Below are 18090 nucleotides of genomic sequence, written 5' to 3' on the forward strand. Positions count from 1 at the left end.
ATCAGCTTCCCGCCTTCGCCAGAGAGTTAACGGCTGTCACTATTCTATCCAGGTCGGATTCGCTCACGGATGGATGGACTGGGATCGATAGACATTCTTTGGCGGCCGATTCAGTCGCAGGGAGATCGACGTCCGATCTGAATGGTGCGAGACGATGGTTCGGCACCGGGTAGAACATTCCCGATCCTACGGAGTACTCATCCCTCAATGCGGCGGCAAAACCGTCACGGTCTTCTGGAATACGGATCGTGTACTGATGGTAAACGTGCCGGGCGCCGTCCGCGACGGAAGGTATCTTGACTCCCTCAAGATGCCGATCGAAGTGCGCTGCGTTGGCTCGACGTATATTCGTCCACTCGTCAACCTTCTTTAGTTGAACTCTACCAATTGCTGCGTGAATGTCCGTCATGCGGTTGTTCAGGCCGATGACTTCGTTGTGGTACTGCTTTTCCATCCCTTGATTGCGGTAAAGGCGCATTAGCCGCGCTGTTTCCGAATCAGCGGCCGATACCATCCCCCCCTCCCCAGCCGTCATGTTCTTTGTGGGATAAAGTGAGAACATAGCGAACTTACCAAAAGTACCGACCGCAACTTTTCCGAGCCGAGCACCATGCGCCTGAGCGGCATCCTCAAATACCTCCAGCCCCCGTGAGTCGGCAAGTCGGAGCAGAGCATGCATATCGGCGGGATGGCCATACAAGTGCACCGGCATTATTGCCCGAGTACGGTCGGTGATTGCGGCCTCCACCGCACTAGGCGATAGGCAAAACGAATCTGGGTCGATGTCGGCAAATACCGGCGTAGCACCCGTAAGGGCCACGGCGTTAGCGGTCGCAGCGAAGGTGAAAGAAGGAACGATAACTTCATCGCCGGGCCCAATCCCGCAAGATAGAAGCCCTAGGTGCAATCCCGAAGTGCCAGAATTTACAGCCACGCATTCGCGGCCGAGTTCGAAATGATCCGAGAACTCCTCTTCGAACGATCGAACCTCCGGTCCTTGAGCAAGCATCCCGCTTCTCATCACACGATCGACTGCATCCCGTTCGTCCTGCCCGATGATGGGATTTGCGGGCGGAATGAAGGTGTTCACTTAGACTCCTCAATGAGAGTATCATTAGATTCTCTGTATCGTGTGTCGGTCTCGGGGCATCTCCAAAGACCATCGCCAGCATCGATCAGAGGCACTCCGGCGCGCCCGACCCAGCGAATCCGCCGAGCGGGCACGCCAGCTACGAGGGCGAAATCTGGGACGTCTGCGATAACCACGGAGCCCGCCGCGACCATTGACCATCGCCCAATTACAACTGGAGCGACGCACACCGCACGGGCTCCGATGGAGGCTCCCATACGACATGTCACGCCAACGGCCTCCCAGTCTTCACCCCGCTTGATGGAGCCGTCCGGAGAAATCGATCGCGGGTAATGGTCATTCGTGAAGACGGCGGCTGGGCCAACAAAAACTCCATCCTCCAAAACTGCCGGCTCGTAGACCAATGCATAGTTCTGGACCTTGCAGTTATCGCCGACCCGGACTCCGCTACCAATATACGCGCCTCTTCCGACAATGCAGTTCTCGCCCAAGAGTGCGTTCTCGCGAATCTGGGCAAGGTGCCATACCGTAGAACCATCCCCGATGGTCGCCGTCGAATCTAGATCAGCAGACGCTGCTACACGTGTTCCCATCAGCTGCGCCGGCTTTCAAAACTGCGGCCGACCACAAGGAAACTGACCCCGCTGAATCGCTCAGCACGTAACACTCCGCGACCATCCACAACCACACTTACGCCGGGCAGATCGTCGACCGACAAGTCGCGGTATAGATCGTGATCAGCCTGCAGGATTGCTATATCGGCCGAATCGCCCAAAGCGAAGGGCTCCCACCCGAACTCCCGCAGCTCGTCCTCCGAATACATCGGGTCGTGGACGAACACCTGGGCGCCACCCTCACGAAGCGCTTCTACTGTAGCGAAAACCCCTGAGAATGCTGTTTCTTTCACACCCCCCCGATAGGCAGCGCCTAGCACGACGACTCGCATCCCCCGGAGAGAGCCCCCTGCTGCGGCCTCGGCTAGCTTGACCGTATAGCCAGGCATGGCCAAGTTAGCCTCGCGAGCTGCCCGAACCACCGTGGCGGCTGGGTCGTTCCAGAGATATAAGCGCGGATAAACCGGTATGCAATGTCCGCCCACCGCAATACCTGGCCGGTGAATATGGCTGTACGGCTGAGAGTTACTTGCTTCGATTACCTTGTAAACGTCTATCCCATTCTCCGCTGCAAAGATACCGAACTGGTTAGCAAGACCGATATTGACGTCCCGGTAGGTCGTCTCAGCGAGCTTTGCCATTTCCGCGGCCTCCGGGGAGCCCAAATCCCATACGCCGTTTCCGCGCTCCAGGTCAGGCCGTTCGTCGAAATCCAAAACCTGTTCGTAGAAGTTCGTCGCCCTAGCTGACCCAAATTCGGTCATCGCGCCTATCAGCTTAGGATACTTCCTTAAGTCTTCAAACACCCGACCAGTCAGCACCCGTTCAGGAGAGAATACTAGGTGGAAATCTTTGCCCTCCTGAAGGCCAGAACTTTCCTCCAGCCTCGGCTTCCAGCGGGTCCGCGTAGTCCCTACCGGCAACGTGGTTTCGTATACGACAAGCGTCGAGTTTTCGGCTCGAAGTCCTCGCGCGATGTCGTCAGTAGCGGAGTCCAGTAAGCCGAAGTCAGGACGGGCTTCATCGTCCACAAAGAGGGGCACCACAATCACTACGGCATCGCTCTTCGAGACTGCATCAGCAGTATCAGTTAGGGCGGTTAGTCCTCCGTTTGAAACGACCCCAGCTAGATATTCGCCCAGGTGGGCCTCCCCAGGGAACGGTTCATTCCCCGAATTTACTAGGTCGACCACTTTCTGGCTGGCGTCTGCCCCGAATACTGTGTGACCGGACCTCGCGAACTGAACTGCGAGCGGAAGCCCAATCTTGCCCAGCCCGACTACGGTTATTCTCATTCGCCTAATTCCTTACTCCGACTCGTCTTTGCTGACTGACTTGGGTAGACGTGCTGCGTCAGCCAACGTCGCGCGTTTGAATGGTCACATATGTTTTCGACTTCGGATCTGATTAGATTAATAGGTGGGACCCTTACTTCGGAAAGCGACTCGTGTTTGGAGCTAATTCTCGGATTCTCGCTGTCGTCGAACAACTCCTCCGAAATCTTCTCATTTTCACGTAGACCGGTGTACACGATCTCCAAGCGTTTACCCGACTGCTCAATGAGGGTCTTTGCGACGTCAGCAATTTTGATGGGTTCCCCCATGTCTAACACCAGGGTTTCGCCATTGGTCCCCACAGCGGCCGCTTGAAGCACTAGCTGACAAGCTTCCGGAATAGTCATGAAAAACCGGTCCACCTGGGGATCAGTCACCGTTAGTGGGCCGCCCTCTTGGATTTGTTTCTCGAATACTGTCAGGACTGACCCTCTCGATCCCAGGACATTGCCGAACCGAACCGATACGTACTTCGCCGCTTTGTCTTGAACCGATTGCGCGGCCGTGAGCCTCTCCGCAATCCGTTTGCTAGCACCAAGTACCGAAGATGGATTTGCCGCTTTGTCGGTAGAGATATTAACGAACGTCTCTACTCCACTCATTTCAGCAGCTTCGAGCAAGTAAAAGGTCCCAAGCACATTCGTCTTGAGTGCTTCTAGGGGATAGTGCTCAAGGAGCGGCATGTGCTTGAGAGCGGCCGCGTGGAACACTATTTGTGGCTTCCGCTTTTCGAAGATTTTCAGAAGCGAGTCACGGTCTCGTATGGACGCCAGAATGGTATCGTCCCCGTCGAGCATTGCTTGGTCATTCATTGAAAGCTGCACCGCGTGCAGCCCGGACTCGTCTCTATCAAGCATCATCAATTCTGCTGGGCGAAATTGGGAGATCTGACGGCATAATTCAGACCCAATCGAGCCACCGGCGCCAGTCACTAAGATACGCTTTCCGCGCAGGTACTGAGCGATCTGCGTCTGATTAAGCCGAGCAGGTTTCCGACCTAGGAGATCGTTTACATTGATCTCTCTGAGTTCGTCAGCTGTGGCCCTGCCTCGCATCATAGAGTCGAGCGTAGGCAGCACAAGCACGTGGAGCCCTGCAGCCTCTGCGCGATCCCTGATATCCATGAGGGCATCGCCGGGTAAGCTTGGAACGGCAAGTAACAGGGTGGAGGCGCCGGTTTTTTCCACGAGTTCTTCTAGTTTTTCGCGCCCTCCATGGACTCGGATTCCCTCGATGACCATGTGCCGCTTGCCGGCGTCGTCATCTAGGATCCCCACTGGATTGAATTGGGATACCTCCGAACGGCGCAACTGACGTATTAGCTGTACTCCGCCATCCCCTGCACCGAAGACAAGTGCGCGTTCCGCGTCCTTCGACCCTCCAGCGCCGAACAATCTTTTCCGCCGCACTATCGAACGGAGCACAAGAGCGGCGAGGATCGTGAATGCTCCAGCCACAATAGGAGTAGACCGCGGAACCCCTTGAGACTGACCGATTGCGATATTGGTGAGAAAGATAGCGAAACTTGCTGCTGCAAGCGTTAGCGTAACTACGCTCGATTCGAGAAACGCTGCCGGGCACGAAGCGTCCTCGATACAGACCGATTAACCAGCCGATGATCCATGTAACTACCATCAACGCGGTTAGAACCAAGTAGAAATTCAACGTACGGAGAGACTGGGCCAGCTGGTCAAGCGAGAAATCGAATCGCATCCAGATGGCCGCGACAAGCATTACTGTCCAGATTCCCGAGTCTACGACCAACCACTGAGACGTTCGCAGCCGCGCAGATCGATGAACTGGCCAAGCTCTGGGCTCGACCCGCGGTTTACCGCTCATTCGGCGCCCTTTCCGAAGCAAGGGATTATCTGTATTGGGCACACTTATGCCTCCCCATCGACAGACGGCTTCTGGGAGGAATAGTAGTACGAGTCGTAGTAACCTGCGGAACCTCTCGTTGCGGGCCTATTCGCCACGGTCACCACGCCCAGGAGATTCGCGTCGGCCTTCGCCAAGTTGTCGACCGCCTGAGCGACCTGGTCGCTGGTAGTTCGATTTTCTCGCACCACGAGTAGTGCGCCATCCGTGATCCTGGAAAGTAGAGCCCCGTCGGTGACGGGCAGGAGAGGCGGCGAATCAATTATCACGTAGTCGTAGATTTCGCGGAGTTGGTCGACCAGTTGCCTCGCCACCTCTGAAGCGAGGAGTTCAGATGGGTTCGGCGGCAATGGACCACACGCCAGCAGATCCACACCCTGGTGTCGCGTCTCCTGGACAACGTCCCTAAACTCTGCCTGGCCAGACAAGACGTTAGTTAAACCTACCTTGTCCGGCATGGACATGTAATTGACCACTAGAGGCCGCCGCAGGTCGGCTTCGACGAGAAGAACACGGTTGCCCGACTCAGCCAAGGCGAGCGAAAGATTAATAGCGGTCTCGGACTTACCCTCAGCGGCAACAGATGAGGTCAGTACAAAAACTCGTGGGGGTTTATCTACACTTAGAAATTGGAGGTTCGTACGCAAGCGTCGGAAAGATTCGGCTGCTGGCGAATGTCCTACACGGAAGGGCACAAGGTGCTCGGCCCCTTCTTCTTTGTCCTCTTCTTTGCGGAACGGGATTGAGCCCACAACGGGTTTGCCAGCTATTTCTTCCAATTGATCCTTGGATCTGACCCGTCGATCTAGAGCATTGACTAGCAGAACCGCCCCGGCACCGGCAAGTAGCCCAAGCACTAATCCGATCACGACGTTCTGCTCGGTCTTCGGGGCGACCGGATTGTTTGGTAGAGCGGGCGGATTTACAACGGTGAGTTTGGCGAGGGCTGGTCCGCCGCCCTCTGGCGTTTCGAGCCGGCTAATAGTCTCTGGCAGCACTCGTCCGAAACTATCGGCAACTCGAAGTGCGCGTTGGGGATCAGAGTCCGTTACGGCGACGGACAGGAGAACGGTTCTTGCATCTGCAGAAGCCGTTGTGCGGCCAGCCACCTCGCTTGCACTTAGGTCGACCCCTGAGTCGTCGATGACCGCTTCGGTAACTTCCGCGCTATCGACCAGCGCCGCATATGACTGCACTCTCTGTTGCGCCCCAAGGGACCCTTGATAGGCGGCGGCGGCCGAGTCTCCTGCGGCGGCTGTGACATAAAACTCCACCCGCGCCTGATAGGTGGGAGTTGCCAGGAGGCTGGCCCCCAAGGCGATGAGCCCCCCCAGCAGAACGGCGGCCACGATGACGATCCAGCGGGCACGGATTACTGACAGAAGATCCCGCAGATCCACTCCAGAGTCCTTTCATTAAGGTGACTACGCAAAGCCTGTCTGGCTTACGCAGATCGGGCCAGCCGTTGACACTACTTTGTTGAGGGCCGCCTCAACACTGCCCGAAGTTGGGATGAGGATGGATTCACGCAACCTCATGGCCGGAACGCGCTCTCAGCCTCTCAGCCACCTGGACGCGCGGCTGCGATGTCCGACCGCCGTAAGAGGGCTGTGGCTTCGGCAAGCGGCTTCGTCGACAGGAGCCCGTGAGGAGAGTCTCTCAACGGCGCCCGCTTCCTCGTCCTACCGAGCAGTTCCAAACTGAGCGCGCGACGGGTCTCAAGGTGGTAGCAAGCCCTGACGTCGACAAACCTTCCGGGCTCGGTAACGGCCTTGGATGTACACGGATTGACCGGCCCGCCGATGATTGATAATTCCCCCGTCTGCGAACAGGGCCTCACCACCAAGCCTCATTGGGCGCCGCCTGAGGGACCGACGACTTGGAGCCATGACTCCTTAAGAGGCTTCCAGAACCAGAAACCAACCACCCAGAGTCAGCCGGATTGCCCGCAGCTGGGGTGGAGCCCGCTGTCTCGGTCACACACTGGGTGCCCCACGACGGGGCTACTTTCTCCCCCCGCCGTCAGTAGGCAAGCGCTCCACACGAGTCACAACTCGTGCCGGGGAGCGAGATTCTGGGGCGAACAGGGTCCCGTGGCCGTCGCAAACGGAGCGGGCCACAACCGCCGCGGAATCCAGTCGGGACCGTACTCCGGACGCAGCGGGATCTACTCATCAGCAGGGGCCAGCGATGCGGCGAGACTCCGTCCGCAGCCAACCAGTTCTAGAAACTGGCGGCTGCTAGCGGCCCCGCCGAGCCTCAATCGGGCCGCGCCGGCTTCGCCGCGGCCGGCCTGAGCGGGTTGACGCGCCAAATCACCCGGCTGCACCCCGATTGCGAGCAGTGGCCGAACTCGCGCACCGAGTTCTCTTACCGTGGCTTAGCTACGAGCTAATTGACGCCGACGGCATAGACGCCTCCCCGCAGCGCGATCCTCGAGCCCGACAGCACCGCCTGGCGGTCAATTAACCTGTCAACGCCGCACCGAGTGCCGGCCACGAACAGTCCGTCGGCCCCGCGGCCAGCCCGGCCACACAGTGGGAGGGAGCCGTACAGCCGAGGCCGAAGGGGTGGCTGCGAGTATGAGCTCCCGGATGCGCGGCTCCTTAAACCTCGCCACAAACCTCGAGGCCGGAGCCCCGCTCGCAAAGGGGTGACTTCAGCGCAACCAAAGGTCGCCCCCGTAGATTGCACGGGTGAGACCCCGATCCCTTCGCCGCCGATTGGCCGCCTCCTTGGTTCTCCTCGTGGCGTTGATCGTGGCCGCGGTTGGGCTCACCGCCGCGCGGTCCGTCCTATTCCCGCGCATTGACTCGCCCAACCGCGTCGACGCGATCGTCGTGGTGGCCGGCGTTGCGGACGACCGCTACGTCTACGCCCGCCACCTCGCCGAGGAAGGCGTCGCCGACCAGGTACTCGTCTCACAACCGTCGCCGGGGGGCGACGGAGAGTACGCGACCGCGATCAGCGAGTACTGCGCCGACAGCGCGGTGCTCGCCCGCGACGGGCGGCGCATCCAGATCGAGTGCTTTGAGCCCGACGTCGACACCACCGAGGGCGAGACCACCGCAGCGACCCGCATCGCACGCGAGCGAGGATATGACTCGCTCTTGGTGGTGACCTATTGGGGGCATGTCTCGCGGGTCCGCATCTACTTTGAGCAGTGCTTCGACGGGCCGGTCCACGTCACCGACACGCCTCGGCCGCTGTCGAAATCCCGCAAGGATGCGCTCCTCCACGAGACCGGCGGCTACGTTAAGGCGTTCCTCAAGCCGGCCTGCTGAACCGAGATGCTTACCGTCCCCGGCAACGCCGGCTACGGTTCGCATCCGGAGGCGAATCGCCAGCGGCCGCGATGGGGGGTCAGCGACCGCCGGCGATTCAATCGCACGCCGCGCGGGTCGCGACCGGGGATGGTCCGCGTGTTCCGCGCGACGCGGCGGAGTCGGCGACATGAGGGGGGGATCATGTTTCGCCACCGACGAGGCCCACTATAGGAACGGCCGCGCCAGTTCACAAGCGTCAGTTATACGAAGTAGAGCTAACTGTTTCATCGTCCGTTCGTATGACAATCCGAGACGCGGACGGCGACCAGCGGTGTCGTCCGCGCGCCGCGTCCGCGACCTCGCTCAATGACCATCGCCGGGGGCGTGAAATCCTCGAGGGCATGTCGGGTCCTCACCACTCCCCCTGGGCACGTCCGCACGCAGACGGCCAGAACGCCGAGCCAGCGTCGCGCCACCACCCCGCTCCCCAGCCGGGATGGTCGCACGATGCGGCCGGGCCGGGGCCGGTGACGCAGCGCAACACGCTGGGAATGGTCGCGTTGGGGCTCGCCGGGCTCGGCATCCTCTTGGCGTGCGTGCCCGGGATCATGCCGCTCGGCTGGATCGTGCTGCTGATCGCGTTCGTCCTGAGCCTGGTCGCCGTCACCTCCACCCACAGACGCCCCGGCGTCGCGATCGCGGGAATCGGCGCTTCCCTGGTCGGGGTGCTCGTCGCCTCGATCGCCTTTGTCGTGGCGACGGGCATCTCCCCCACGTCGGCGGTCTCCGGCGACGACGAGGTGATCGCCTCAGGCGAGGCCGACGGCAGCAGCGCGACGGGCAGCCGTGAGAACCCGGCCGCGCCCGGCGACACCGTCACCGTGGGCGACTGAGAGATCGTCGTGAACTCCTTCAACCGCGACGCCACCGGGGAGGTGATGGGCACCAACCAGTTCAACGACCCGCCGCCCGCCGGCAGCCAGTGGGCCCTGGTCGACCTCACCGCCACCTACGTCGGCGACGAGTTGGGCACCACGACCTTCATCGGCGTGTCCTACGTGACAAAGGACGGCACGGTCATCCATCGGTACGACCACGTCGCCGTGGTCCCGCACGCCCTGAACGGCGAGCTGTACCCCGGCGGCACCGCCACCGGCAACGTGGGGATCGCCGTACCCCAGGGCGACGAGGGGCTCGTCCGCCTGGGCACCCACGGCCAGACCGAGCTGGTGTTTGTGGACGCGGGCTGACCACCCCGCTCTGCCCGGCGCCATTCGGGATGTACCGGCCGCAGTTCGCCAGCGACGAGCTCGCCTCCCGGATGAACCTGCTCGCGATCGAGCCGTACGGACACGGCGCCACCCGCTCGCGCTACCGGCACTTCACCTACTGGGACAGCGCGATCGCCGCCCTACAGGTGATGGAGGCCCTCGGCATCGACATGGCGTTCGCGCTGGGCACGTCCCAGGGCGGATGGATCGCCACCCGCATGGCGCTGCTCGATCCCGACACCATCCGCGGCATCGTCGTGGTGGGCACCTCCATGGACTACGAGAGCCAGGCCAGCATGGAGCGCGGCGCTGGGACGGCTCCGGCTTCTGCACCCCCGCGATCGACGCCCTCGTCGTCCGCACGGCGTCGGTGAACCTGCGCGACCGCGACGGCCTGGAGGCCCGCCTCGGCGACGTGGTCTGCCCCGTCCTCTGGCTGCAGGGCACCGCCGACGCGGTCTACTCCGTGGCCAACGCCGAGGACGGCATCGCCCGGTTCACCGGCTCACCCTCCGCCAAACTCCAGATCGTCGAGGGCGGACAGCACTTCCTCACCGCGTCCGACCCGCAGACCGCCAACGCCGCTACCCTGGCCTTCGTCGAGAAGTGGTCCTAGCTCCCGGCGGCTGCGGCGCGTGCCGGTTCCGCCCCCTCGGCGACCGCGGGCCGTGAGAGCGGGGTGACCTCGTCGTCGTCGTAGTCTCACACCTATGTCTGAGACCGCCGACCTTCGTCAGGAGCTCGAGTCCGCCCGGGACCGGTTCGAGCACTACCGCATCTCCGTGAGCACGGCGTTCGAGGATCGGCCCGCCGGCGAGCTGGCCCGCGCCCTCGAGGCCGTGCTCCCGGACCTGGCGTTCCACGAGGGACAGGCGTACGCCGCGACCGTAGCCCTCGAGCGGCTGGACGCCGGCGCCGATCCCGCCGCGGTGGCGCAGGCGCTGGACCTCGAGCTGATCGAGCAGCAGGCCGCGCGGCGCGGCACCGACTTCCTGGCCGGTGTCGCCAGGATCCTCGCCCGCGCGAGGCGGGACGGGGCGGTCTAGGGGAACGGGGCTGCCCGGCCGGGCGGCCGGGCGCGCGCCCGCGGGGCGGCCGGGGACAATGGGGGCATGGCATCCCCGGAACAGCGCGCACAGTTCGAGCTCCTCGCCCCGCTCCTGGCCCGCGAGGGCGCCGACGTGTGGACCGCGACCGTCACCGACCTCGACGCCGGGATGGGCCGCGCCAGGCAGCGCCACGCCGCCGCCGTCGCGCAGGTCCGCGCCATCCTGGACGCCCACGCCCGCCACGACATCTCCGCCGCCGGCGCCCTCCTCGAGGCGCTGGAGCAATCCGCCGACGCCACTCCCCCGCCGATCCCCGACGCGCTGACCGTGGCGACCCGCTTCGCCCAGCTCGCCCAGACGGCGGCGCCGCAGCTGCCGGCCGAGGTGATCGACGCCGTGCGGGACAACGCGCGGCTGCCCGACGTCCCCGACGGCATGGCCGCCCTGTGCGAGGCGACCCTGCTCGACTGCGACGCCGCCACCGGCCTGCGCACCGTGATCCGCGAGCACGGGTCGGCAGACGCCCTCTACGCCGCCGCGGCCATGACCGCCGCCGTGTTCCGCCACTGGGCCCGGCACACCGGGCAGGAGATGGGCGAGCTCGTCAGCGCGCACGCGTGAGGGGCGGACACGAGCGGCACTGGCGAGCCCGACCCTGCGGGGGCGGCCGCGAACTAGTGTCGTGCGTGTGAAGTAGTTTTACAGTTGGGTTTGTGAAATCATGGGGCATGGCGAATCGACCTGCCCCGGCATTGATGTTGCGTCCCGGCGATCGCGAGAAGCTTGAGAGAATGACGCGCTCGCAGTCGATGTCGGCAGGCATGGTGCAGCGAGCTCGCATCGTGCTGCTGGCTTCGGAGGGCCGGCGTAATGCGGAGATCGCCGAGTTGGCCGGGGCGTCGCGGCCGAAGGTGAACCTCTGGCGGTCCAGGTACGAGGACAAGGGCATCGGGGGCCTGGCTGATGAGAAGCGTTCTGGTCGGCCGCGCACGATCGATCACGCGGAGATCGTGACGGCGACCTTGATGCCGCCGCCGAAGTCTCTGGGCGTGACCCACTGGTCGTCGCGGCTGCTGGCGTCCCGGTTGAAGGTCTCGGCCTCGACGGTGGTCACGGCGTGGCGTGCCTACGGGATCAAGCCGTGGCGCTCGGAGTCGTTCCGGTTCTCCACCGATCCTGAGCTGGTCGGCAAAGTCACCGACATCTGCGGCCTGTACCTGGCGCCGCCGGAGAACGCGATCGTGTTGTGCGTGGATGAGAAGTCCCAGATCCAGGCACTGGATCGTACTCAGCCGATCTTGCCGATGCAGCCCGGCCTGATCGAGCGGCGCAGCCACGACTACGTCCGGCACGGCACCAGCACCCTGTTCGCGGCGCTGGACATCGCCACCGGTCAGGTCACCGCCGCACTCAAACCGCGTCACCGGAACCAGGAGTTCCTGGCGTTTTTGAAGCAGATCGAGCGGGCGTACCGTCATGTCGTCGATGCCGACGGTCAGCCAGTTGAGCTGCACCTGGTGATGGACAACTACGCCGCCCACAAGCACGCAAACGTCAAGGCCTGGCTGGCCGAAAATCCCCGGTTCAAGGTCCACTTCACACCCACCCACGCGTCGTGGATGAACCTGGTCGAGGTGTGGTTCGGCATCGTCGAACGCCAGGCCATCCGCCGTGGGATCTTTACATCCGTCAAGGACCTCAACGCGAAGATCCGCGCCTTCATCGACGGCTGGAACCACCGATCCCACCCCTTCGTCTGGACGAAAACCGCCGACGAAGTCCTCAAGAAAGCCAACCGTAAGAAGACTTCAAATGCGGACCACTAGGTTCACAAAGAAAGTCACGCGCGTTGCGGACCTTGAGCGTTGACGACTCCCTTCAGCCACCAATTCGCCGTCTCACCGTAGCGCGACTCCTGAGATAGTCCGTCGACAGCGGAAGAGTCCACTAAGTTTAGTTCTCGCCCATGGGCTGGAACAGAAATTACTAAGCAGGTTGAATGTAATGAGCTGGGATGGAGATGACGACACCGTCGAACTGTCGACCGGTGCCTTAGTACGAGTCCGCTGGGTCGACCTCGACGAGAAACGCATATACATCGATCGGTTCCCTGATGGAACCGGATGGATGTGGCACTCGAAGTTGACCAACGCCCAAAAAGGCGAGGTTTACTACGTTCCCGACGACTCCTCGGCGGAAGACGTTGTCCAACTCCCGGAGGACCGTTGGCCCAAAAAAGGCCAAGTTGTCGCTTCGGTGTTGGCCATTAGTGACGACGGAGCTACGGCGGTCCTCGACGTTAACGGACGAATGGTTCCTGTCCCGCAGCGCTCTATTAATCCGCTAAGATCTGGCCAGACTGTCCACTTCGAGGAGGACGGTGAGCCTGGCAGCGTAATAACCTCCAGGCCTATTGATCGATTGCGGTTGTCCGCCGAGTCTTTCGAGCTGGATCCCTCGGTCATGCTAGTTGCGCCCGAGACTATTGATGTGCAACTGTCAGACTTCGGCGGCTCCGAAACCCTTGTAAGACGGGCGCTAGACCTCGTCCGAGTCGCTCTAGACCCGGCCCGATTGCTGGAACGCCTTGGCGTCAAGCCCGTGAAGGGGATCCTCTTCAGCGGCCCCTCCGGCACAGGAAAAACGCACCTCGCCCGAGCGATTAGCCGAGAGGTCAATGCGAACTTCTATCTCATCGACGGTCCCGAAATCATTAACAAGTGGGTGGGAGAAAGCGAGCAGCGCCTCCGCCAACTTTTCGAACACGCCTCGACGAACGCCCCGGCAGTCCTCTTCTTCGATGAACTAGATAGCATAGTTTCCAAGCGGGGCGACGACTCGCCGGAGTACGTGACCCGGTTCGTCGGGCAGTTTCTAACCGCCCTAGACGGGTTCGATTCCGGAAAAGGAGTCTTAGTTATAGCCGCGACCAATCTCCCCGGAGCGCTCGACGGAGCGCTTCTCCGCCCCGGAAGGCTTAGCTACAAGATTGAGTTCGATGGGCATCCGGACCGCAAAAGCCGGCTCGGAATCCTATCCGCCTCGGCGCGGGGAGTTCGCGGAGCCCGCCACGCCGACTTGGAAGCGCTCGCCGATGCTACTGAGGGCTGGACCGCCGCCGAACTATCGATGATTTGGACGGAAGCTGGAGTTCTTGCAGCTCTCGATAGACGAGAAGAGTTAAACGCCGAAGATATCCGGGAGGGGGCCCTTCGAGCGGGGCAGAACCGCGAAACGACGCGTCGCCAGGAGGGAAGAGCGTGATGTTGAGGATTTTCCAGCGGCGTCGCCGCGCTTGGGAGAAGCGGCGCCGAGAGTTCGTCTACCTCGACGAGACTAGCGTTACCAGCCTCGTTGCGGCTCGGCATGGTTCCATAGCTGAGACATTCAAAGATACACATAGCGAAAATCTGAGTTCGCAGATCGCGAGCCAAGTTAGCAGGCCCTCGTCAGCCATCAGCCCCGGACTCGGTCTAAATTCCCAAGTAGCGGCCGCTAGAACCACCACTCAGGAGGTAGTACGGCGCGCGGTCGTCCAGGGGACCTTTCGGCACCTTCGGGTAACCGATGATGACTTGCTGCTGTCCGTCGACGATCAAAAGCCACGGCGTTGGCCTAAGCGCGCACGTAGCAGGGGCGATCTGACCAAGACGCTAGCGCGACTAACCAAACAGCGACGTGCCCTACGAGTTAGCGACATGAGGCGTGGCGATGTAGTCGAACTGCAAGTCGAATTGAGCGCTGACCCCAGTTACCAGTTCACTGCCGCGGCCACTTCGATGCTTGAGATGATCGACGGCCAGTACAGCATGTTCGGCATCAGCGAAGCGCAATTCGCAAAGTATGCACCGATGTTGGAGCTATTGCCGAAGATGCTAGTCGACCTAGTTCCCGTACACGCCGAGGTCGTGAGCCATCTACAGGTGGTAGTGGATGAGGAATTGTGGCTCGTCGATTCCACGGCTATTCACCCTGAGAGCGAACTCATGGCACAGGCGGAGCGATTTTCAGTCGCCGGCGTTACCGAACTCCCACTTTTCTGGAAAGACGCGCGCAGAGTCCTGTTCGACCGATCGATCTACACCGTCTATGCCCGCGTAGCCAAACCCGGCCTTCACACGTCGTGGTCCCCGATAAAGCTCGCCGACGTATTCGACTCGCTATCCGCCGACTTTGGAGCCGAGATCCGAAAGCTCCCGGAAGCGTTCGAGAAGTTTAAGGTCCACAGCGAGGCGGTTCCGAGCACTTCCGCCTCTGAATTATTGGTCTTTGAGGGCCTTTTGCCCTTCGGGGTCAAACTAGCCCGACTCACGGGCCGGGCGATCGACCATGAGACCTTGCGCGACTGGGCCGATACAGCGGCTCGAAAATTCTCGGCTCTCTCAGAATTGGAAGACGTCAGCAAGACTCGCGATTCTTACGACGCGATTGTTTCCGCACTGGAAGCTCGACCACCCCTTATTATATCGCCCATCGATAGAAATCTCGTAGCGGAAATAAGGGAACCCCTCCAAGAAATTGTGCGATTGAAAGCCGCTCGCGCAGCAGAGAGCGCCCCGGCAGTAGAACCTGTTGCGCCAGAGAGCAAACAGCAACTACTGGAGGTGGAGTTCGTGGCGATTTATTGGTGAGAGTTGGGGCCACCGGGGTCAGCTATCAAACGATGCGGGGCCTCCGCGGTTCCCACCTCAAGATTTCCAGAAACTCCGCTACCCGGCGGGCGCGCTACGACCATCGCCGCCTCCTAAGGCACCAGACTCAGCGCTTGCCGACCCAGATTCTCTCCTCACTGGACGAACGGGGGACGCCTTTTCGAGAGCCTGCGGGGTTACCGAGACCCAGGCATGTACCTGCGCGGGACGCTGAACGCGTGGCGCCGAGTAGGTCCGTTCGGAAGTATCGAGCGCACTATTGCTGGGAAAACGTGAACCGGTCTGACCGCTCGGCGTGCTTATTCAACACAGCGGTCTCATTAATGCGGTGGGCGCAGTAGCGAAGCGTGTCCGTCACGTCGAGTTCTTCGCCGCGGCCCCTTTGGCGGGCGCCTCTTTCGCTGCAGCCTTCTTTGCCGAGGTCTTCTCTGACGAGCTGCTCGCGCTCATCGTGCTGGCGGACTCACTAACGGAGCTGGAGTTCTCGTCGTCGTCGTTCTCCATTCGGCCCCGCGCTCGGCGCCCAGGTAGGCCAGCGCCGCCACCACCTGCGCGCGCGTCGCCGTGAGCAGTGTCGGCTCCTCCTCCGGCGCGAAGTGCGGCGAGTGGTTGGCCGGGATCTCCCGGCTCACCGCGCCGCGGGCGACCGCATCCCGGTAGCGGTCGGGGTCGACCGAGCCGACGGTCCAGTACGTGTACGGCACCCCGAACGCGTCCGGGATGAGCGAGAAGTCCTCCGACGCCGTGACCCGGCTGGCCTCGTACACCGCGCCCGGGCCGAAGTGCTCGACGAACGCCGCGGTGACCGTGTCCGTCACGCCCGGATCGTTGCGGGTGAGCGGGTACTGGTCGTAATAGTGGAACTCCGGCTCGGCCGGGGCGCCGGCGGCCGCGCACTCGCCGCGGACAATGCGCTCGATCGCCGCGATCACCTGCTCACGCACCGCCAGATCGTAGGTGCGGATGTTGAGCAGCAGCTCCGCCGAGTCCGGGATGATGTTGGCCTTGGCGCCCGCCGTGAGCGAGCCGACCGTCAGCACCGCGAACTCCCCCGGCTCCACCTCGCGCGAGACGACCGTCTGCAGGCGCAGGACGATCGACGACGCCAACACCACCGGGTCCACAGCCGTGTGCGGCATCGATCCGTGCGCGCCGCGGCCGTGGATGGTGATCTTCAGCGAGTCGCCGGCCGAGAGGACCGGGCCCGCCACCGTGCCGATCGTGCCCGCCGCCGTGGGCATCACGTGCTGGCTCAGCGCCACGTCCGGCCGCGGGACCCGCTCCAGCAGGCCGTCGTCGACCATCGCCCGAGCACCGGCGGCCGTCTCCTCCCCCGGCTGGAACACCGCGATGTAGGTGCCCGACCACGCGTCTCGGTTCTCGGCCAGGACGGTGGGGCCTTCGTCGTTGGACCCGGCGCCGGCGGGGGCAGGGTTGCTGATGACCGCCACGACGCCCGTCCCGCCGATGCGCTGCGGATCGAGGCCCAGCGCGGTGAGCTCCTGCTCGATCCGGTCCGCCGTCGCGTGCTCGGCCATGCTCAGCTCCGGGTGGCGGTGGAAGTGGCGATAGAGGTCGCGGAGCCACGGGAGATGGTCGGAGACGGCAGTTTCGAGGGCGGCGGGGCTGATGCTGGAGGGCATGGCCCCAGCTTGCCCCTCACGAGCGGATAGGTGCACCGGTCCGAAACTCGCCGAGTGGCCACAAACGCCGTGTCTGCGCGAGCGTGTCCTGGGAAAACGTGAACGAAAGTGACCACTCGGCGGGCACGGTCAGGGATTCAGGCGGACTTCTTGGCCGGCGCCTTGCGGGCCGTTGACTTCTTCGCCGGAGCCTTCTTGGCTGTGGACTTTGAGGCTGTCGACTTCTTGGCAGTGCCCGAGCCGGAGCTGCCGGAGTCCGACTTGGAGGACGTCGACTTCTTGGCAGTCGACTTCTTTGCCGCGGCCTTTTTGGCGGGGGCCTTCTTCGCCGCAGTCTTCTTGGCCGGGGTCTTCTTTGCCGAGCTACTCCCGCTCTTCTTGCTGGCGGTCTTCTTGGCGGAGCCGGAGTCCTCGTCGTCGTCGCCCTCGTCGTCTTCCTGGTCGTCGGCGTCGTCCGCCTTACCGCCCCGGTCCTTCACACTGGCCCGCAGCGCCGCCAGCAGGTCGGCCACCTCGTCGTCGCCGTCATCGTCACTCGAGGTGTCCTTCTCCTCCACCGTGAACGCCTCACCGCCGGCCGCCTTGGCCTCAATCAACTCCTTGAGCTGATTCTGGTAGTCGTCCTCGTACTTCTCCGGCTCGAAATCCGCCGCCATCGTCTCGATGAGCGACGCCGCCATCTTGACCTCCTGCGGCCGGACCTTCGCCTCCTTGTCCAGGCCCTCCAGGATCGCCGGGCGGATCTCGTCGGGCCACAGCAGCGTCTGCAGCATGAGCACGTCCTTGTACACCCTGAGGGCGCAGAGGCGAGTGCGGTTGCGCAGCGTGAACGTGCAGATCGCCAGGCGGTCCGTCTGCTGCAGGGCCTCCCGCATCAGCACGTACGCCCGGTTGGAGCGCGACGCCGGCTCCAGGAAGTACGCGTTGTCGAACGCCACCGGATCCACCTGATCCGCCGGGACGAACTCCGTCACCTCGATCTCGTGGTTCTGCTCCACCGGCAGGCTGGCCAGGTCGTCCTTGGTGAGGATGACCATCTCGCCCTCTTCGGACTCGTACGCCTTGGCGATGTCGGAGAACTCGACCTCCTCGCCGTTGTCGTCGCGCACCTTCTTGTAGCGGATGCGCACGCCGTCCTTCTTATCGACCTGCCGCGCGTGCAGATCATGGTCCTCCGTCGCCGAATACACCTTGACCGGCACGTTCACCAGACCAAAGGAGACCTCGCCCTTCCAGATGGATCGCATGGGATGAGTATGCGATATCGGGGCGCGTGGCGCCGCCGGTCGCAGG

Annotated in this window: 17 protein-coding genes; 10 read left to right on the forward strand and 7 right to left on the reverse strand. The window is 62.5% G+C overall.

What is annotated here, in order from left to right; translation table 11 throughout:
- Position 1: 1 nt before the first annotated feature.
- The 5 genes from OVA21_RS12380 to OVA21_RS12395 all read right to left on the reverse strand — a co-directional run bounded on the left by OVA21_RS12380 (position 2) and on the right by OVA21_RS12395 (position 6316).
- Positions 2–1090: a DegT/DnrJ/EryC1/StrS family aminotransferase gene (locus tag OVA21_RS12380; protein ID WP_268092493.1), complete on the reverse strand. Its 1089-nt coding sequence runs from the start codon at positions 1088–1090 to the stop codon at positions 2–4.
- On the reverse strand, positions 1087–1683 hold the full coding sequence (locus OVA21_RS19365) for an acyltransferase (protein WP_442778928.1): 597 nt from the start codon (positions 1681–1683) through the stop codon (positions 1087–1089). Before OVA21_RS19365 ends, OVA21_RS12380 begins: the two co-directional genes overlap by 4 nt.
- Positions 1683–2999: a nucleotide sugar dehydrogenase gene (locus OVA21_RS12385; protein WP_268092494.1), complete on the reverse strand. Its 1317-nt coding sequence runs from the start codon at positions 2997–2999 to the stop codon at positions 1683–1685. The genes OVA21_RS19365 and OVA21_RS12385 overlap by 1 nt, the downstream gene beginning before the upstream one ends.
- Complete coding sequence (locus OVA21_RS12390) at positions 2996–4495, reverse strand: polysaccharide biosynthesis protein (protein WP_442778929.1); 1500 nt, start codon at positions 4493–4495, stop codon at positions 2996–2998. Before OVA21_RS12390 ends, OVA21_RS12385 begins: the two co-directional genes overlap by 4 nt.
- Positions 4496–4921: 426 nt before the next feature.
- The gene (locus OVA21_RS12395; RefSeq protein ID WP_268092495.1) at positions 4922–6316 is read right to left on the reverse strand and encodes a polysaccharide biosynthesis tyrosine autokinase; all 1395 of its coding nucleotides are present in this window, start codon (positions 6314–6316) and stop codon (positions 4922–4924) included.
- A 1296-nt stretch (positions 6317–7612) separates the two neighbouring features.
- Between OVA21_RS12395 and OVA21_RS12400 the strand changes: the two genes are divergently transcribed.
- The 10 genes from OVA21_RS12400 (at position 7613) to OVA21_RS19370 (ending at position 15133) form a co-directional block, all read left to right on the forward strand.
- A complete protein-coding gene (locus OVA21_RS12400) occupies positions 7613–8200 on the forward strand; it encodes a YdcF family protein (RefSeq protein ID WP_268092496.1) in 588 nt (195 codons plus the stop codon).
- 281 nt (positions 8201–8481) lie between these two features.
- Complete coding sequence (locus tag OVA21_RS12405) at positions 8482–9075, forward strand: hypothetical protein (RefSeq protein WP_268092497.1); 594 nt, start codon at positions 8482–8484, stop codon at positions 9073–9075.
- Positions 9076–9084: 9 nt separating this feature from the next.
- The gene (locus OVA21_RS12410) at positions 9085–9432 is read left to right on the forward strand and encodes a hypothetical protein (RefSeq protein WP_268092498.1); all 348 of its coding nucleotides are present in this window, start codon (positions 9085–9087) and stop codon (positions 9430–9432) included.
- A gap of 29 nt (positions 9433–9461) precedes the next feature.
- Positions 9462–9827, forward strand: a complete 366-nt coding sequence (locus tag OVA21_RS12415) for an alpha/beta fold hydrolase (RefSeq protein ID WP_268092499.1) — start codon at positions 9462–9464, stop codon at positions 9825–9827.
- A complete protein-coding gene (locus tag OVA21_RS12420) occupies positions 9824–10069 on the forward strand; it encodes an alpha/beta fold hydrolase (RefSeq protein ID WP_268092500.1) in 246 nt (81 codons plus the stop codon). The genes OVA21_RS12415 and OVA21_RS12420 overlap by 4 nt, the downstream gene beginning before the upstream one ends.
- Before the next feature lie 94 nt (positions 10070–10163).
- Complete coding sequence (locus OVA21_RS12425; protein ID WP_268092501.1) at positions 10164–10499, forward strand: hypothetical protein; 336 nt, start codon at positions 10164–10166, stop codon at positions 10497–10499.
- Positions 10500–10565: 66 nt separating this feature from the next.
- Positions 10566–11123, forward strand: a complete 558-nt coding sequence (locus OVA21_RS12430; RefSeq protein ID WP_268092502.1) for a hypothetical protein — start codon at positions 10566–10568, stop codon at positions 11121–11123.
- A gap of 107 nt (positions 11124–11230) precedes the next feature.
- Positions 11231–12328 carry an IS630 family transposase gene (locus OVA21_RS12435; protein WP_081470573.1) on the forward strand — a complete coding sequence of 366 codons (1098 nt, stop codon included), beginning with the start codon at positions 11231–11233 and terminating at the stop codon, positions 12326–12328.
- 178 nt (positions 12329–12506) lie between these two features.
- On the forward strand, positions 12507–13766 hold the full coding sequence (locus OVA21_RS12440; RefSeq protein ID WP_268092503.1) for an ATP-binding protein: 1260 nt from the start codon (positions 12507–12509) through the stop codon (positions 13764–13766).
- Entirely contained in the window at positions 13766–15133 is a 1368-nt protein-coding gene (locus tag OVA21_RS19370) for a DUF6414 family protein (protein WP_442778953.1), read from the forward strand. The genes OVA21_RS12440 and OVA21_RS19370 overlap by 1 nt, the downstream gene beginning before the upstream one ends.
- A gap of 467 nt (positions 15134–15600) precedes the next feature.
- Here OVA21_RS19370 and OVA21_RS12450 read toward each other — a convergent pair whose 3' ends face one another.
- Together OVA21_RS12450 and ku are read right to left on the reverse strand one after the other, a co-directional pair.
- On the reverse strand, positions 15601–16797 hold the full coding sequence (locus tag OVA21_RS12450; protein WP_268092505.1) for an amidohydrolase: 1197 nt from the start codon (positions 16795–16797) through the stop codon (positions 15601–15603).
- A 137-nt stretch (positions 16798–16934) separates the two neighbouring features.
- The gene (ku, locus tag OVA21_RS12455) at positions 16935–18044 is read right to left on the reverse strand and encodes a non-homologous end joining protein Ku (protein WP_268092506.1); all 1110 of its coding nucleotides are present in this window, start codon (positions 18042–18044) and stop codon (positions 16935–16937) included.
- Positions 18045–18090 lie beyond the last annotated feature (46 nt).

It is taken from the genome of Dietzia sp. SL131 (assembly GCF_026672565.1).
GTDB lineage: Bacteria > Actinomycetota > Actinomycetes > Mycobacteriales > Mycobacteriaceae > Dietzia > Dietzia kunjamensis.

What these genes read in the sequence shown, in the direction of transcription:
- OVA21_RS19365 (WP_442778928.1), bottom strand. Translation starts at nt 1,683, where the DNA reads ATGGGAACACGTGTAGCAGCGTCTGCTGATCTAGATTCGACGGCGACC.
- OVA21_RS12385 (WP_268092494.1), bottom strand. Translation starts at nt 2,999, where the DNA reads ATGAGAATAACCGTAGTCGGGCTGGGCAAGATTGGGCTTCCGCTCGCA.
- OVA21_RS12405 (WP_268092497.1), top strand. Translation starts at nt 8,482, where the DNA reads ATGACAATCCGAGACGCGGACGGCGACCAGCGGTGTCGTCCGCGCGCC.
- OVA21_RS12415 (WP_268092499.1), top strand. Translation starts at nt 9,462, where the DNA reads ATGTACCGGCCGCAGTTCGCCAGCGACGAGCTCGCCTCCCGGATGAAC.
- OVA21_RS12425 (WP_268092501.1), top strand. Translation starts at nt 10,164, where the DNA reads ATGTCTGAGACCGCCGACCTTCGTCAGGAGCTCGAGTCCGCCCGGGAC.
- OVA21_RS12430 (WP_268092502.1), top strand. Translation starts at nt 10,566, where the DNA reads ATGGCATCCCCGGAACAGCGCGCACAGTTCGAGCTCCTCGCCCCGCTC.
- OVA21_RS12435 (WP_081470573.1), top strand. Translation starts at nt 11,231, where the DNA reads ATGGCGAATCGACCTGCCCCGGCATTGATGTTGCGTCCCGGCGATCGC.
- OVA21_RS12440 (WP_268092503.1), top strand. Translation starts at nt 12,507, where the DNA reads ATGAGCTGGGATGGAGATGACGACACCGTCGAACTGTCGACCGGTGCC.
- OVA21_RS19370 (WP_442778953.1), top strand. Translation starts at nt 13,766, where the DNA reads ATGTTGAGGATTTTCCAGCGGCGTCGCCGCGCTTGGGAGAAGCGGCGC.
- OVA21_RS12450 (WP_268092505.1), bottom strand. Translation starts at nt 16,797, where the DNA reads ATGCCCTCCAGCATCAGCCCCGCCGCCCTCGAAACTGCCGTCTCCGAC.
- ku (WP_268092506.1), bottom strand. Translation starts at nt 18,044, where the DNA reads ATGCGATCCATCTGGAAGGGCGAGGTCTCCTTTGGTCTGGTGAACGTG.